The sequence below is a fragment of the Gordonibacter sp. RACS_AR68 genome, from assembly GCF_030418485.1.
GTDB classification, from domain to species: Bacteria; Actinomycetota; Coriobacteriia; order Coriobacteriales; family Eggerthellaceae; genus Gordonibacter; species Gordonibacter urolithinfaciens.
Map to the genome: position 1 here is coordinate 472,041 of NZ_JAIPUP010000002.1, position 16,559 is coordinate 488,599.

General features: G+C 67.1%; 9 protein-coding genes. 1 reads left to right on the forward strand and 8 read right to left on the reverse strand.

Annotated elements, in window-relative coordinates:
• Positions 1-41: 41 nt before the first annotated feature.
• Positions 42-1,472, reverse strand: coding sequence for a basic amino acid/polyamine antiporter (locus K9U15_RS06690; protein ID WP_096227935.1), 1,431 nt, complete (start codon positions 1,470-1,472; stop codon positions 42-44).
• 320 nt (positions 1,473-1,792) lie between these two features.
• Here K9U15_RS06690 and K9U15_RS06695 point away from each other — a divergent pair, with 320 nt between their 5' ends.
• Entirely contained in the window at positions 1,793-2,797 is a 1,005-nt protein-coding gene (locus tag K9U15_RS06695; protein ID WP_227115158.1) for a radical SAM protein, read from the forward strand.
• A gap of 159 nt (positions 2,798-2,956) precedes the next feature.
• On the opposite strand, the gene K9U15_RS06700 is transcribed toward K9U15_RS06695, so the two are convergent.
• The 7 genes from K9U15_RS06700 to K9U15_RS06730 all read right to left on the reverse strand — a co-directional run bounded on the left by K9U15_RS06700 (position 2,957) and on the right by K9U15_RS06730 (position 16,129).
• Positions 2,957-3,883, reverse strand: coding sequence for an ABC transporter permease (locus tag K9U15_RS06700; RefSeq protein WP_087191077.1), 927 nt, complete (start codon positions 3,881-3,883; stop codon positions 2,957-2,959).
• Positions 3,880-4,767: an ABC transporter ATP-binding protein gene (locus K9U15_RS06705; protein ID WP_161959463.1), complete on the reverse strand. Its 888-nt coding sequence runs from the start codon at positions 4,765-4,767 to the stop codon at positions 3,880-3,882. Before K9U15_RS06705 ends, K9U15_RS06700 begins: the two co-directional genes overlap by 4 nt.
• Positions 4,768-4,851: 84 nt before the next feature.
• Positions 4,852-5,991 carry an ABC transporter substrate-binding protein gene (locus tag K9U15_RS06710; RefSeq protein ID WP_154270518.1) on the reverse strand — a complete coding sequence of 380 codons (1,140 nt, stop codon included), beginning with the start codon at positions 5,989-5,991 and terminating at the stop codon, positions 4,852-4,854.
• A 276-nt stretch (positions 5,992-6,267) separates the two neighbouring features.
• Entirely contained in the window at positions 6,268-7,602 is a 1,335-nt protein-coding gene (gene glmM / locus K9U15_RS06715) for a phosphoglucosamine mutase (RefSeq protein ID WP_301155797.1), read from the reverse strand.
• 1 nt (position 7,603) lies between these two features.
• A complete protein-coding gene (locus tag K9U15_RS06720; RefSeq protein WP_096227930.1) occupies positions 7,604-8,092 on the reverse strand; it encodes a phosphoribosyl-ATP pyrophosphatase in 489 nt (162 codons plus the stop codon).
• 75 nt (positions 8,093-8,167) lie between these two features.
• Positions 8,168-12,589 (reverse strand): DNA-directed RNA polymerase subunit beta', encoded by a 4,422-nt coding sequence (locus tag K9U15_RS06725; protein WP_096227929.1) that lies wholly within the window; start codon positions 12,587-12,589, stop codon positions 8,168-8,170.
• Positions 12,590-16,129, reverse strand: coding sequence for a DNA-directed RNA polymerase subunit beta (locus tag K9U15_RS06730; protein ID WP_087191070.1), 3,540 nt, complete (start codon positions 16,127-16,129; stop codon positions 12,590-12,592).
• Positions 16,130-16,559 lie beyond the last annotated feature (430 nt).

Consider the following 16,559-nt stretch of genomic DNA (forward strand, 5'->3'; position numbering starts at 1 on the left):
GCAGAATCGAGCAGTTCCGGCGGCAGGCAGGTCGCTGGAACCTAGAAGCTGATGACGCCCATTGCCAACAGCACAAGCGACAGCACGCCGAGCGCGGAGATGGCGCCCATGCCAACCTTCTCGCCCATGGTGAGGGCCTTCGCGCCGGCCTCCTTGCGCGCCCGCCAGTAGAAGAAGAAGCCAGGGATGTAGCCCACGCACGTGAGCAGCAGGAACGACCAGCCGTTGAACAGCACGCCCACCACCTGGAACGCAACGGCCACGATACCGATGGCGCACTGGCCCCACTCATGGTGCTGCGCCGAGAACTTCACCTGGTAGGCCGCCGCGAACGCCCACGTGATGACGATGGCCACCGTGCACATGGAGAACGCGAAGTTGTACGCGTCCTCGGTGAACAGGAGCGTGATCATGAACGCCTGCGTGCACGCGCCCACCACGATGAGCGAGATCTGCGGCGAGCCCTTCTTGTTCAGCCGGTTGAACACGGGCGGCAGCAGCTCGTGCTTAGCCATGAGCGACGTGGTCTCGGACGGCAGGATGGTGAACGACAGCCACGACCCCAGCACGGCGATGATGAGCGCCACGCTGATGAACGCTCCGCCCCAGCCCGGCGCCATGCTCTCGAACACATACAGCATGGCCGGCTTGTCCAGCGCCCCGATCTCGGCGTAGGGCATATACCCGAACGGCAGCACCGACGCGCCCACGTACACCAAAAGCAGCACCACCAAGCCGATGACCGTGGCCTTGCCGGCCTCGCTCTTCTTGCGCGCACGGGCCGACACCACCATGGCGCCCTCGATGCCGATGAACGACCACATCATGATGATCAGGCAGTTCACTATCTGGTCGCCCACGCCGCCCAGGTCCACGCCCTCGCCCGCCATGGCGGCGGCGTTGCCGGCCATCTGCCCCCAGAAGTCGGCCGTGAACACGCCGGCGTTGAACAGCACGATGCTGAACAGGATGAACACCACGATGGGCACGACCTTCGCGATCATGACGATGGCGTTGAGGAACGCCGCGCTCTCAACACCGCGGATGACGAGGAACGTGATGCCCCACATGATGACGCTGGCCACCACGATGCTGCCGATGTTGTTGCCCGGAAGGAAGTACGGCAGGAAGAACCCGAGCGTGGACATGAGGATGGTGGCGAACGCCACGTTGCCGAGCCACGCCGACAGCCAGTAACCCCAGCCGCTGATGAAGCCCGAGAACTTGCCGAAACCCTCCTCGGCATACGAGAAGATGCCGTGCAGGTCAGCCCGCTTCGCGCCCAGGTTCGCGAACGAGAGCGCCAGCGCGAGGAAGCCCACGCCCACGACGCCCCACGCCACGAGAGCGCTGCCCGGGGCGGCCACCTGGCCGATCTGCCCGGTGAGGGCGAACACGCCCGAGCCGATGCAGGAGCTGACCACGAGGCCGATGAGGCCGAACAGCCCGATGCCCTTCTTTTCCTCTTCCATAGGGGGATGCCTTTCCGCTCAGATGAGTTCCTGATGCGGCAGGAACGCGGTCCGACCGCGCCGCGGTCGACCGGCGCACGCGTCGCGGCCGCGTCCCGTGCCGCGCCGAGAACGATCCCACGACTCCCTGACGCGCGCAATCAAGACAGCCGATCCGTTGACGGTCCTCCGCCGGTTGGTTACGTTCGCACCGGTTCGGGCAATTCCGATGCTTCGAAAGGGTATAATGGACGTAATCTATCATTGGCGGCCAACAAGGCAACCCGGCGCTGTGCCGGGCCGGCGTGGCGCCGTTACGGACGCAAGGGGGAAGCACTTCCATGGACACCGAGATCATCCGCATCATCAACAAGGCGCTCGATGGCGGCCTGCTCGGCAAGAAGGAGATCATGGCCCTGCTGTCGGTGGAGAACCTCTCGCCCGAGGCGTTCGCCATCCAGCAGGCGGGCCGTGCGTTCACCTCGCAGCTGTGCGGGGGCGAGGCGGAGATCCACGCGCACATCGGCCTTGACGCGGCGCCGTGCCCGAACGACTGCAAGTTCTGCTCGTTCGCGGCATCGAACAAGATCTTCCGCACGCACGAGATCATCCCGCTCGAGCAGGTGATCGCCGAGGCGCAGGCCATGGAGGCCGCCGGGGCGAACGCGCTCTACCTCGTGACCACGGTGCACTACGGCGAGGAGAAGTTCCTGGAGACGGCGCAGGCGGTCCGCGCCGGGCTCTCCACCGACGTCCCGCTCATCGCGAACGTGCCCGACTTCGACGAGGACTATGCGCGCGAGCTCGTGCGCATCGGCATAGCCGGCGTATACCACGTGGTGCGCCTGGGCGAGGGCGTGTTCACGCGCTGCAAGGTGGAGACGCGCCTGAAGACCATGGAGGCCGCGAAGAGCGCCGGGCTCGTGCTGGGCAACTGCATCGACCCCATCGGCCCCGAGCACACGCCCGAGGAGATTGCCGACCTCATCCTGCTCGCACGCGACTTCGAGGTGGGCTTCAGCGGCGCCATGCGGCGCAACACCGTGCCCGGAACCGAGTTCGAGCGCTATGGCAACATCAGCTACGGCCGCCTGGCCACCTACGCCGGCGCCACCGCGCTGGCCACCGGCCCGGGCATCCGCGGCAACTGCACGCACGAGCCCAGCCAGCTCTGCGGCCAGGCCGGCGCCAACATCATGTGGGCCGAGCGCGGCACGTCGCCCCGCGACACCGCCACCGAGACGACGCGCGGCCTGTCCGTCGACCAGGTGCGCGAGATCTACTTCGACACCGACTGGCCCGTCCACGAGGGCCCGTCGCAGTTCTACCCGCCCTACTCCGGCTAGACCCGGCTCCGGGGGCTGCAACAAGGCGGCCCCCGATCGGCCGAGTGGGCTCAGCCCTGCGCAACCTGCAGGACGCTCTCAACGGGCGGCACGCGCAGGGCCCTTGTCCTACGCTCAACTAAGAAGATGCCGCAGGCAGGGCCCGCCACGGCCCGCTGCCTATCGCCAGGTGGTGAACCGGCGCTGCACCCAGGCCGTCGCGAAGCTCAGCACCGTCACCACCACGCCGCACACGATGATGCCCGCCACGACGTTGGTGTAGTTGGCGTAGTTGTTCGCATTGCTGATGAAGTAGCCGATGCCCGACGACGCGCCCAGCATCTCGGCGAACGTGAGCATGAGGAACGCGGTGGTCAGCGACACGCGCAGGCCCTTGAGCACCTCGGGGAGCACGTAGGGCAGGATAATGCGCGTGATCATGGTGAAAGTGCGCACCCCCAGCGTGCGCGCGTTGTCCAGCAGCTGGGCATCGAGCGAGGACGTGCGCACCACCATGTTGAGGAACTGCGGCCAGAACACGCCCAGCAGGATGATGAAGCACGACGCCGTGCGGAACGTGGGCAGCAGCACGATGAGGTACGGCGCGAACACTGTGGGCGGGATGGGCGCCAACACGTTCGCTATCGGGAAGAACATGGCCCGCAACCGCGGTATCCACCCGCAGACGATGCCCAGCACCACGCCGAGCGCGAGACCTCCCACATACCCCATGACCAGCAACGTGACCGACGAGACGATGTCGGCGCCGATGACGTCGGCCTGGGCGAAGAACACGTTGAACACGGCCTCGGGCGCGGGCACGATCACGGTGGGCGCGATGTCGAGCTTCGTGGCGCACACGTCCCACGCGATGAACAGCGCCCATACGAGCACCACGATGTCGGTGGGACCCGTGGAGAACGCGCCGCGACGGCGCAGCGCGGCCAGGCGCAGCAGGTAGAGCACCTCGATGACGGCGAGGCCGGCGAGCAGCGGGTAGTACGACACCGTGACCATGCGCTGGTTCGGCATGCACGTCACCACGAGCACGAGGGACGCCAGCAGCACATGGGCGAACGCGAACTCCTTCCCGAACAGGCGCCTCATGGCAGCACCGCCTTTCCCGGCAGCGCGCCGGGCACGCCGGCGCCCGCCTCCCCGAACGCGCCGCCTTCCTCGTCCTCCTCGCCGTCCAGGTAGAACAGGTCGGTCAGCTCGTCCTTGAGGGCCCGGGCGCAGGCGTCGTGCGCGAAGATGGCCGACGAGCGCGGCCGCGGCACGTCCACGGCGCGGTCCGCGACGATCTCGCCCCGTCGCATGAACACCACGCGGTCGGCCAGCAGGATGGCCTCGTTGATGTCGTGCGTCACGAACACGACGGTCTTGCGCCGCTCGCCCGAGCGCCACAGGGCGTCGACGAGCTTCTGCAGCGAGCAGCGCGTCTTGACGTCGAGCGCACCGAACGGCTCGTCGAACAGCAGGATATCGGCATCCATGGCCAGCGCCCGCGCGATGGCAACGCGCTGGCGCATGCCGCCGGAGAGCTGGTAGGGGTACTTGCCGGCCGCCGCGCCCATGCCCACGCGGTCCAGGTAGTCGCGCGCCACGGCGGATACCTGGGCTTTCGTCAGCCCGCGGTGCAGCTCCTTGTTGGCCTGTTCCACGCCGAACTCCACGTTGCGCAGGGCGCTCATCCAGGGGAACAGCGCGTAGTTCTGGAACACGACGGCGCGGTCGAGGCCCGGCCCCTCCACCGGCGCGCCGTCGATGCGGACGGTTCCCGCGCTCGGGCGGCTAAGGCCGGCGACAAGCCGCAGGAGCGTGGTCTTGCCGCTGCCCGAGTGGCCGATGACGCAGAGGAACTGCCCGTCGGGCACCTCGAGCGCCACGTCGCGCAGCGCGCGGTCGTCCGCGGCGGCGGCCGTCGGCCTGCCGCCTGCCGCCACGTCCTCGTAGGCGAACGAGACATCCTCGATGTCGATCTTCCCCACGCGCCCTCCCCTTCTCCGTTTCCGAACGCCGGATGCGGGCGCCGGAGCGCCCGCATCCATGGTACCCGATAGCCCGCAGGCCCGCTATTCGTTGTTCTTCGCGTACGCCTGGTCGAGGTTCTTCCACAGCTGCTCGTCGGGCTCCCGCTCGAGCAGCGTATCGAGCGCCGTGCGGCAGATCGACGTCACCACGTAGTCGTCCATGGAGTACGCCGTGGCCTTGTCGATCTCGCCGATGTTCTTCAGCGTGTCGTAGAACTTGAGGACGGCGTTCCTGTTGGGATCGGGCGACGGGTCCATGACGTTGTCGTAGTCGTCCGTGCCGTACATGGCGGCGCGCACGTAGGCCTCCTCCTGGCCGGAGTAGTCCACGAGCAGCGGGATGACCGTGTCGGGCTCCTGCTTGTAGGTCTTGTAGCCGCGCAGCAGGGCCGTCTCGAAGTCCACGAGCGACAGGTACTTCTCGTGAAGCGCCTGCTCGGAGCAGTTCTGGCGGCAGCACGGGTAATCGCCCGCGTACTGCTTGACGGTGGCGACCACCTTTATGCCGTTGCCGCGCTGCACGAAGCCCTGGGCGTTGTTCGTGATGTACAGGTCGAACTCGCCCTTCTTCACCGCCTCGAAGCCGCCTTGGTCGTTGTCGAAGTACGTGAACGTCACGTCGCCGCCGTTGATATCCAGGCCCTCGTCCTGCAGCCACTCCTTGAACACCATCTGGCCGGTCTCGGGGCGGTTCACGCCGATGCGCAGCCCCTTGTAGTCCGCGGCCGTCTTGAGCTCGCGGTCGAACGAGTCGAGCGCGCAGATCTCCGAGCCGTTGAGGATGGTGCCGCCGAAGATGTAGGCCTTCGCGCCCTGCGACACATAGGTGCAGGCGGGCACGACGCCGAACAGGTCCATGTCAAGCTGGTTGCTCGTGAGCGCGGTCATGGCGTCGTTGAGCGCGATCTGCTGGAACTCCACGTCGCAGCCCTCTTCTTCGAAGTAGCCCAGCTTGTCGGCCACGATGGCGGGGGCGATCTTGATGAGCTTGCCCGTAACGCCGCACACGAGGTGCTCGCCCTTGCCCTGGGTCAGGTAGTCCTGGGACGCCTCGTCGGCCGGCCCCTCGGCCTTCGTCTCGGCCTGGGGTGCCTGGCCGCCGCAGCCGGCGAGGCCGAGACCCAGCACAGAAGCCGCCGCCACGCCCGAGAGCGCGCAGAAACTACGTCGCGTAAAGTTCATAGTGCATCCTCCTCATCGATTGGCACCGTGGAGGCGACCGCGCCTCGCAAGTTGCACCCTGCATCCCTCATAGGATACCGTATACTACTAGACCTAATCCTATAATAGCTTATCACAAGTATCTGGGGAAGGGAACGACGTTTGGCGAGCGTTCCGAACCGGGGTTCCCGCAAAGAAGGACCCGCTCCAAAGCCCCCTCCATTTTTTGCAGCGAGGGCCCCGTTTCCGGGGCCCTCGGGCAGTGCGATGACAGCGAGGCTCGTCGTGCGTCCAGCGCTACACCTCGCGCTCCACCACGGCGGCGATGGCGTGGGCGTGACGGTCGGCTTCCTCGGCGCTGGCAGCCTCCACCATGACGCGGACGACGGGCTCGGTACCGCTCGGGCGCAGCAGCACGCGGCCGGAATCGCCCAGCTCGGCCTCGGCGGCCTGCACGGCGGCGGCCACGGCGGCGTTGTTGTCCACGGCGTGCTTGTCGTTCACGTGCACGTTCACGAGCGTTTGCGGGAAGCGCGTCATCACGGCGGCTGCGTCGGCGATGGATTTGCCGGCGCGTTTGCAGGCCGCGAGGAACTGCAGCGCCGTGACCAGGCCGTCGCCCGTGGAATTGTGCTCGAGAAAGATCATATGGCCGCTCTGCTCGCCGCCCAGGACGAAGCCGCCCTCGCGCATGGCCTCCAGCACGTAGCGGTCGCCCACCTTCGTCTGGACGAGCTCGATGCCCGCGTCGCGCATCGCATGCGCGAGGCCCAGGTTGCACATGACGGTGGACACGGCGGTGTTGCCGGCCAGGAGCCCGCGCTCCTTGAGGTCGATGGCGCACACGGCCTCAACCACGTCGCCGTCTATCTCGTTGCCGTTGGCGTCCACCAGCATGACGCGGTCCGCGTCGCCGTCGTGGGCGATACCCACGTCCGCGCCGATCTCGGCCACGAGGTCGCGCACGGGGCCCAGATGGGTGGAGCCGCACTGCACGTTGATGTCGGTGCCGTCGAAGTCCTCGTTAACGACCGTGACGTGCGCGCCCAGGCGGCGCAGCGCCTCGGCGCTCGTCATGCACGAGGCGCCGTGGCCCACGTCGAGCACCACCTTGAGGCCCGCAAGGTCGATGCCCTCGTCGGCCACGGTCGCCACGGCGTGCGCGATGTAGAGCTCGCAGGCGTCGTCCACCGGCAGGGCCACGCCCACGGCGTCGCCGGCCGGCAGCTCCTCGGCCGCGGCACCGCCCTTCGCCACGAACGACTCGATCTCGTCCTCCACCGCATCCGGCAGCTTGAAGCCCTGGGCGTCGAACAGCTTGATGCCGTTGTACTCGGGCGGGTTGTGCGAGGCCGAGATGACGATGCCGCCGTCGCAGTGCAGCTCGCGCACGAGCAGCGCGATGGCGGGCGTCGGGATGATGCCGGCCAGCAGCGCCGTGCCGCCCATCGACATGATGCCGGCCGCCACGGCCGATTCCAGCATGTCGCCCGAAAGGCGCGTGTCCTTGCCGATGAGGATGGTCTTGCCCTGGAACGCCACGGCCGCCTGGCCGAGCTTGAAGGCGAGGTCGCACGTGAGCTGCGTGTTCGCCACCCCGCGAACCCCGTCGGTCCCGAAAAGTCGTGCCATGTTACTTCCCCCTTTTCACGTGTTCTTCGTGGAGGCAGACGGCGCCTTGCGGGCGCTCCGCGTCGGTCATGCGGGTGTTGAGCTCGGCGGCGAACTCGTCGAGGCCGATGCCGTAGCGCTCCAGCGCCACCAGCAGGTGGTACACCACGTCGGCCGCCTCGTAGCGCAGATGGTCCACCGCCGCATCGTACTCGGGCGGCAGCTCCACGGAAAGCGCGTCGTCCGCGTCCGCGCCGGCGACCGCCAGCGTGGCGGCGAGCGACGAGCAGGCCCAGGACTCCACGTCCTTGGCGGCGAGCGCCGTCTCTCCCGCCTCCTCCATGACCTTCTTCAGCACCTCGTCGGCCGGACCGGAGAGCAGGCGGTGCGTGTAGCTCTCCTCCCCCGCTTCGCGTCGCGCTGCGATGGTGGCCGCGAGCGCCTCGAGCGTGGCCCCGATCTGCGAGGCGGGCGGCACCTCGCCGGCCGGAAGGTAGGTTTTATCGGACATGTCGTGCCTTTCGATCTCTTGAACCTGACAGGGCGCCGCATGAAGAGGGGGCGCGCCTTGGCGCGCCCCCGATTGCTACTCTTCGATGTCGTCGTCCTCGGCATCCTCGGAGGAGGATTCCTCGTCCTCCTTGGTGGCCAGGCCGAAGCCGAGCGACCCCACGGAGCCCAGCAGGGCGTCCAGCTCCTCCAGGTTGCGCTGGTAGGAGCGGGGCGGCAGGGCCTCGCCCAGCATGTCCTCGCCCTCGGTGTTGAAGGTCGGGGGCTCGTCGCCGCCGATGAGGATGGTGTCGTCAGGCGAGAACACCATATCCAAGAGCTGCGACATGTCGTCGCTCGTGGCGGCGAGGTCGTCCTCGATCACGTGCGAGAGGCCACGTTCCGCCAACCCCTCCTTCAGCTCCTCGATGGCCTTCACGCCGATGCCCTCGATACGCAGCAGGTCCTCCTCGGTGTGGCCCACGAGGTCGGCCACCGTCTCGATGCCCGCCTCGCTGAACTTGTTGGCCCAGCGCTGCGATACGCCCAGGTCGTCGTAGATGTACAGGCGCGCGTCCTCGTCGGACAGCTGAGGGCCACGGTGCCCGAGAGACAGGCCGCTGTAGTAGCTGCCGTAGTTCGTGCCCATGTTGAGGTAGCCGTCGCCGTCGAGCGACCAGTCCTGCGGCTGGGGCAGCAGCTCCTCGATCTCGCGGAGCGCCTCGGGGGCGAAGTCGGGCAGGTTCTCGCCCTGCACGCCGGAAACCGGGCGGCCCTTGTAGGTGAGCCCCACCTCGCGGTAGCGCGGAAGGCCCGTGCCCGCCGGGATAGGCTTGCCGATGATGACGTTCTCCTTGAGGCCGGCCAGGTGGTCGGTCTTGCCCTCGATGGCGGCGTCGGTGAGCACCTTGGTGGTCTCCTGGAAGGAGGCCGCCGACAGGAACGAGTCCGTGGCGAGCGACGCCTTGGTGATGCCCAGCAAGAGCGGCTGGCCCACGGGCGGCTCCTTGCCCTCGGCGATGAGGCGGTTGGCCTCGTCCTCGAACTCGAAGCGGTTGACCTGGCGGCCCGGCAGGTAGTCGGAGTCGCCGGCGTCCGTCACGGCCACCTTGCGCAGCATCTGGCGCGAGATGACCTCGATGTGCTTGTCGTTGATGTCCACGCCCTGGCTCACGTACACGCCCTGGACCTGGCTCACGATGTAGCGCAGCGTGGTGTTCGGGTCGGTGAGGCGCAGCAGGTCGTGCGGGTTCACCGAGCCCTTGGTGAGCTGCTGGCCCACGCGTACCTCGCACCCGTCCGTCACGCCCGGCAGCATCTGGGCGCGGGCGCTCACCACGTACTCGCGGAAGTTGCCCTGCTGGTCGTGGATCGTGAGGGTCTTGGACTGCTTGTCGCCCGCGATCTGCAGCGTGCCGGAGATCTCCGCGAGCACCGCAAGGCCCTTGGGCTTGCGCGCCTCGAACAGCTCCTGGACACGGGGCAGGCCGTGCGTGATATCCTCGCCGGCCACGCCGCCGGTGTGGAACGTGCGCATGGTGAGCTGGGTGCCCGGCTCGCCGATGGACTGGGCGGCGATGATGCCCACCGCCGTGCCGATGTTCACCGGGCGGCTCGTGGCGAGGTCCCAGCCATAGCACTTCTGGCACACGCCGTGCTCGGCATGGCAGGTCATGACCGTGCGGATGACCACCGTGTCGATGCCGGCCTCGTCCATGGCGCGCAGCTGGTCCATACGCTCCACGTACTCGCCCGCGGCCAGCACTACCGTGCCGTCGGCGCCCTTGGCGTCCTCCAGCAGGCAGCGGCCGATGAGGTTGTCGTCCACCTCGCCCTTGTCGTTGTGCAGCGGGTAGGGCACGCCGTCGGTCGTCCCGCAGTCGATCTCGCGGATGATGACGTCCTGGGCCACGTCCACCAGGCGGCGGGTCAGGTAGCCCGAGTCGGCGGTACGCAGCGCCGTGTCGGCGAGGCCCTTGCGGGCGCCGTGCGTGGAGATGAAGTACTCCAGAACCGACAGGCCCTCGCGGAAGTTCGCCTTGATGGGTCGGTCGATGATCTCGCCCTTCGGGTCGGACATCAGGCCGCGCATGCCGGCCAGCTGGCGGATCTGCTTGATGTTGCCTCGGGCGCCGGAGAACGCCATCATGTAGATGGGGTTGAACTTGTCGAAGTTCTCGGCCATGGCCTCGCCGACCTCTTCGTTGGCGGCGTTCCAGATGTCCACGACCTGCTTGTGGCGCTCCTCCTGGCTCATGAGGCCCATCTCGTAGTCCTCGTCGATGGCCGCGACCTTCTCGTCGGCGGCCGCCAGGATCTCTCCCTTGTTCGGCGGCACCGTGGCGTCGTACACCGACACGGTGACGCCGGCGCGCGTGGCGTAGTGGAAGCCCGCGTCCTTTAGGCCGTCCAGGATAGGCGGCACGCTGGACAGCTCGTAGCGGTTGCACACGTCCTCCACGAGACGACTGATCTCCTTCTTGTTCATCTCGTAGTTGAGGTACGGGTAGTCCTCGGGCAGCACGTTGTTGAACGTGATGCGGCCGATGGTGGTCTCGATGCGCTCGCCGGCCTCGTGGTCCTCGAACGTGTTGTACGCCGTGGCCACCTGCGTGTCCTTGGAAAGGCGCACCCAGATCTTGGCCTGCAGGTCCAGCTCGGCTCGCGCGTCGTAGGCGTTCATGGCGTCGTCGAAGTCGATGAACGCGCGGCCCTCGCCCTCGAAGCCGTCGCGGGCGGCCGTGAGGTAGTACAGGCCGATGATCATGTCCTGCGTGGGCACGGTCAGCGGACGGCCGTGGGCCGGCGACTTGATGTTGTTGGCGGAGAGCATAAGCACGCGGGCCTCGGCCTGCGCCTCAGCGCCCAACGGCACGTGCACGGCCATCTGGTCGCCGTCGAAGTCGGCGTTGAAGGCGGTGCAGACCAGCGGGTGCAGCTTGATGGCCTTGCCCTCGACCAGCACCGGCTCGAAGGCCTGGATGCCCAGGCGGTGCAGCGTGGGGGCGCGGTTCAGCAGCACGGGGTGTTCCGTGATGACCTCTTCGAGCACATCCCACACGTAGCTGGCGCCGCGGTCCACGGAGCGCTTGGCCGCCTTGATGTTGGCGGCGTACTCAAGCTCCACCAGGCGCTTCATGACGAAGGGCTTGAACAGCTCCAACGCCATCTGGCTCGGCAGGCCGCACTGGTGCAGCTTCAGCTGCGGGCCCACGACGATGACCGAACGGCCGGAGTAGTCCACGCGCTTGCCCAGCAGGTTCTGGCGGAAGCGGCCCTGCTTGCCCTTGAGCATGTCGGAGAGCGACTTCAACGGGCGGTTGCCCGGGCCCGTGACGGGGCGGCCGCGGCGGCCGTTGTCGAACAGGCTGTCGACGGCCTCCTGCAGCATGCGCTTCTCGTTGTTGACGATGATCTCGGGAGCGCCCAGGTCCAGCAGGCGCTTCAGGCGGTTGTTGCGGTTGATGACGCGGCGGTACAGGTCGTTGAGGTCGCTCGTGGCGAAGCGGCCGCCGTCCAGCTGCACCATGGGGCGCAGGTCGGGCGGGATGACCGGGATGACGTCCAGGATCATGTCCGTGGGCTTGTTCGTGGACTTCAGGAACGCGTCGACCACCTTGAGGCGCTTGATGGCCTTGGCGCGCTTCTGTCCCTTGCCGTTGGCGATGGTCTCGCGCAACTCCTCGGCCACGGCGGCCAGGTCCATGGCGTCCAGCAGATCGCGCACGGACTCGGCGCCCATGCCGCCCGTGAAGTAGTCGCGGTAGTTCAGGCGCATCTCGCGGTACAGGGCCTCGTCGGGCACGAGCTGCTTCGGCTCGATCTTCATGAAGGCGTCGAACGCGTCCTGGCGCAGGGCCTTGCGCTCGTTGAACTCCTCGTAGATGTCGGCGATCTCCTCGTCGACCTCCTCGGGCGTCAGGCGCTCGTCCTCGTCGACCTCGTCCACGAAGTCGTCGTCCTCGGGCACGTAGCTCGTGGACAGCTTGCGCGTGGCCTCGATGAGGCGGTCGCGCTCGGCGTCCAGCTCCTCGAGGTCGGCGGCCAGCTCGTCGCGCAGCTCGTCGGCGTCCTCCTCGCGGGCCTCCTTGTCAACCGAGGTCACGATGGAGGAGGCGAAGTACAGCACCTTCTCCAGCTCTTTCGGCGGGATGTCCAGCAGGTAGCCCAGGCGCGAGGGCGAGCCCTTGAAGTACCAGATATGGCTCACCGGCGCGGCCAGCTCGATGTGGCCCATGCGCTCGCGGCGCACCTTGCTGCGCGTGACCTCCACGCCGCAGCGCTCGCACACGATGCCCTTGAAGCGCACGCGCTTGTACTTGCCGCAGGCGCACTCCCAGTCCTTCGTGGGGCCGAAGATCTTCTCGCAGAACAGGCCGTCCTTCTCGGGCTTGAGCGTGCGGTAGTTGATGGTCTCGGGCTTCTTCACCTCGCCGCGCGACCAGCCGCGCACGTCCTCGGCGTTGGCAAGCGAAATACGCAGGGCGTCGAAATTGGTAACGTCGAATTCCGTCGTCATCTATCGCTCCTCCCCATCCCCGATGAGGTCGTTCGTTCCATTATCGTCAGAGATGTCTCCCATGAGCTCTCCCAGTTCGGCGGCGATGTCGTCGAGAGCGTTCGCCGCATCTTCCTCGGTCTTGCGCGCGTCGGCCGCGATGGCCTCGAACAGCGCGCGGTCTCCGTCTTCCTGCCCCTCGGACTCCACCGTCACGTCGATGGTCTGGTGGTCGTGGCCCTCGAGCTCCACGTTCAGGCACAGGGACTTCATTTCCTTCACCAGCACCTTGAAGGACTCGGGCACCTCGGCGGCCGGGATGTTCTCGCCCTTGACGATGGACTCGTAGGACTTGACGCGGCCGGCGGTGTCGTCGGACTTCACGGTGAGAATCTCCTGCAGCACGTTGGACGCGCCGTAGGCGTAGAGCGCCCACACTTCCATCTCGCCGAAGCGCTGGCCGCCGAACTGCGCCTTGCCGCCCAGCGGCTGCTGGGTGATCAGGCTGTAGGGGCCGGTGGAGCGGGCGTGGATCTTGTCGTCGACCATGTGGCCGAGCTTCAGGATGTAGCTCTGGCCGACCGTGATGGGCTCGCGGAACTTCTCGCCCGTGCGGCCGTCGTAGAGCCACGTCTTGCCGGTGCGGGACAGCTGCGGCACGAACTCGTCGCGCGCCTTGTCGCCGTACTTGGCGTGGTTGATGTTGATGAGGTTGCGGTTCGCCTTCTCGATGGCATCGGAGATCTCGCGCTCCGTGGCGCCGTCGAACACGGGCGTGGCCACGTGCATGGGGCCCTCGACCACGGCGTCCGTCTCCTCCGCGTCGTCCCAGCCCCACTTCGCGGCCCAGCCCAGGTGGTTCTCCAGCAGCTGGCCCACGTTCATACGGGAGGGAACGCCGAGCGGGTTCAGGATGACGTCGATGGGGGTGCCGTCGGCGAGGTAGGGCATGTCCTCCAGCGGCAGCACGCGCGAGATGACGCCCTTGTTGCCGTGACGGCCGGACAGCTTGTCGCCCTGCTGCACCTTGCGCTTCTGCGCCACGTAGATGCGCACGAGCTCGTTCACGCCGGGGGCCAGCTCGTCGCCGGCCGCGCGGCTGAAGCGCGCCATGCCGATGACGCGGCCGCCGGAGCCGTGGGGCACCTTGAGGGACGTGTCGCGCACCTCGCGGGCCTTCTCGCCGAAGATGGCGCGCAGCAGGCGCTCCTCGGCCGTGAGCTCCGTCTCGCCCTTCGGCGTGACCTTGCCCACCAGCACGTCGCCCGGGAACACCTCGGCGCCCACGCGGATGATGCCGTCGGCGTCCAGGTCGGAGATCATGTCGTCGGAGATGTTCGGGATCTCGCGGGTGATCTCCTCGGGGCCGAGCTTCGTGTCGCGCGCGTCGATCTCGTACTCTGAGATGTGGATGGACGTGAGCAGGTCCTCGGACACCACGCGCTCGGACACGATGATGGCGTCCTCGTAGTTGTAGCCTTCCCACGGCATGTAGGCCACCATGAGGTTCTGGCCGAGCGCGAGCTCGCCGCCGTCGCAGCTGGGGCCGTCGGCCAGCACGTCGCCCTTCTGCACCTCGTCGCCCTTGCGCACGATCGGGCGGTGGTTGATGCAGCCCGACTGGTTGGAGCGCTGGAACTTCGGCACGAGGTACTCGTCGTACTCGCCGTCGTCGTTCAGGATGATGATGGTCTGGCCGTCCACGTAGTCCACGACGCCCGGGTTCTGGGCGACGAGGATCTCGCCGGAGTCCACCGCGATGCGGTGCTCGATGCCGGTGCCCACGAGCGGCGCGTTCGGGCGCAGCAGCGGCACGGCCTGGCGCTGCATGTTCGAGCCCATGAGGGCGCGGTTCGCGTCGTCGTGCTCGAGGAACGGGATGAGCGAGGTAGCCACCGACACCATCTGGCGCGGGGACACGTCCATGTAGTTCACCTGGCTGGGCGGCAGCTCGTCGGGCTCGCCGAACACGCCGTTGGCGTCCTTCGTGCGGCAGAGCACGCGGGCAGCCACATGGAACTCGCCGTTCTCGTCGAACGTGCCGAACTGGCGCGTCTCGGGGTCGAACAGGTCGTTCGCCTGGGCGATGACGTAGTTCTCCTCCTCGTCGGCCGTGAGGTAGTCCACGTCGTCGGTGACCTTGCCGTCCACGACGCGGCGGTACGGCGTCTCGATGAAGCCGTAGGGGTTGATGCGGGCGTAGGTTGCCAGCGAGCCGATGAGGCCGATGTTCGGGCCTTCAGGCGTCTCGATGGGGCACATGCGGCCGTAGTGGGACGTGTGGACGTCGCGCACCTCGAAGCCGGCGCGCTCGCGGGACAGGCCGCCCGGTCCGAGGGCCGACAGGCGGCGCTTGTGCGTGATGCCGGCGGCGGGGTTCGTCTGGTCCATGAACTGGGACAGCTGCGAGGAGCCGAAGAACTCCTTGATGGCCGCCACGATGGGGCGGATGTTCACGAGGCTCTGCGGCGTGATCTCGTCGGGCTCCTGCATGCTCATGCGCTCGCGCACGACGCGCTCCATGCGGGACAGGCCGATGCGGAACTGGTTCTGGATGAGCTCGCCCACCGTGCGGATGCGGCGGTTGCCGAAGTGGTCGATGTCGTCGGTCTGGAAGTCCTCGGCGCCGGCGTGCAGGCCCACGATGTACTGCATCGTGCGCACGATGTCGTCGTCGGTGAGCGTGGAGGCCTCGTAGTCCGGGTCGAAGCCCAGCTTCTTGTTGATCTTGTAGCGGCCGACCTTCGCCAGGTCGTAGCGCTGCGGGTTGAAGAACAGGCCCTCGAGGAGTGTGCGGGCGGAGTCGATGGTGGGCGGCTCGCCGGGACGGAAGCGCTTGTACAGCTCGATGAGCGACTCCTCCTTCGTGGTGGCCGGGTCGCGGTCGAGCGTGCGCAGCACCATCTCGTCGGAGCCGAGGAGCTCGATGATCTCCTCGCGCGTCTCGGCCAGGCCGAGGGCGCGCACGAGCAGCGTGGCCGGCTGCTTGCGCTTGCGGTCGATGCGCACGGACAGGATGTCGCGCTTGTCGGTCTCGAACTCGAGCCACGCACCGCGGCTCGGGATGACCTTCGCGTTGTAGATGGTCTTGTCGGACGTCTTGTCGCGCTCGGCGGCGAAGTAGACGCCCGGGGAGCGCACGAGCTGGGACACCACGACGCGCTCGGTGCCGTTGATGATGAAGGTGCCGCGCGGCGTCATGAGCGGGAAGTCGCCCATGAACACGTCCTGCTCCTTGATCTCGCCCGTCTCGCGATTGATGAAGCGGATCTCCACGAACAGCGGCGCCTGGTAGGAGACGTCCTTCTCCTTGCACTCGTCCACCGTGTACTTAGGCTCGCCGAACTCGTGCTTGCCGAACTCGACGCACATGTCCTTCGTCGAGTTCTCGATGGGGCTGATGTCGTGGAAGGCCTGCGCGAGGCCCTCGCCCTTGAAAAACTCGAAGCTGTCGGTCTGGATGGCTATGAGGTTGGGGACGTCCATGACGTCCGGAATCTTGGCGAAGCTGCGGCGGTTCCTGTAAAGGCTGGTGGGAGCGCTGTTTTTTGCTTGGGCCACGAGGCTTTTCCTCCTTCAAGAAAATCCGTGAAACTGCGAAAAGTCGCAATTTCTAAAAATACTTCGGTTGTCAAGAGGTGTCAAGGAAAATTTTTACGAACTGTGGTGATTTGCTGTAGTTTCACGGGTTTAGCTGGGGAAATGGCGAGGAAACTTTTTGGTGGCGCGAAGGGTTTCGGCACACTGCGAACGCCCGCCGAGCGGAAGGTCGAGAGCTCGGGTGCATGCGGGGAGGGGCGAGCGGCGCATCGGGAGGACTCGGGGGGGGGGGTGACCGCATGCGTCGGGGCGGTCCCCCTGCACGTGAGCAATCGGCCGGCGATTCAATGATGAGGGTCTCTGCGCGTATGTGGCCGGCCGGCAAGGCGTCTCTGCCGTTGTGCGGGGCTTCTGCACGAGGTGTCTGTGCACATGCGGCCGGCTGACGGGG

Coding starts and splice junctions, on each gene's coding strand:
- K9U15_RS06720 (WP_096227930.1), bottom strand. CDS start 8,092: ATGTCCGATAAAACCTACCTTCCGGCCGGCGAGGTGCCGCCCGCCTCG.
- K9U15_RS06695 (WP_227115158.1), top strand. CDS start 1,793: ATGGACACCGAGATCATCCGCATCATCAACAAGGCGCTCGATGGCGGC.
- K9U15_RS06700 (WP_087191077.1), bottom strand. CDS start 3,883: ATGAGGCGCCTGTTCGGGAAGGAGTTCGCGTTCGCCCATGTGCTGCTG.
- K9U15_RS06710 (WP_154270518.1), bottom strand. CDS start 5,991: ATGAACTTTACGCGACGTAGTTTCTGCGCGCTCTCGGGCGTGGCGGCG.
- K9U15_RS06690 (WP_096227935.1), bottom strand. CDS start 1,472: ATGGAAGAGGAAAAGAAGGGCATCGGGCTGTTCGGCCTCATCGGCCTC.
- K9U15_RS06725 (WP_096227929.1), bottom strand. CDS start 12,589: ATGACGACGGAATTCGACGTTACCAATTTCGACGCCCTGCGTATTTCG.
- glmM (WP_301155797.1), bottom strand. CDS start 7,602: ATGGCACGACTTTTCGGGACCGACGGGGTTCGCGGGGTGGCGAACACG.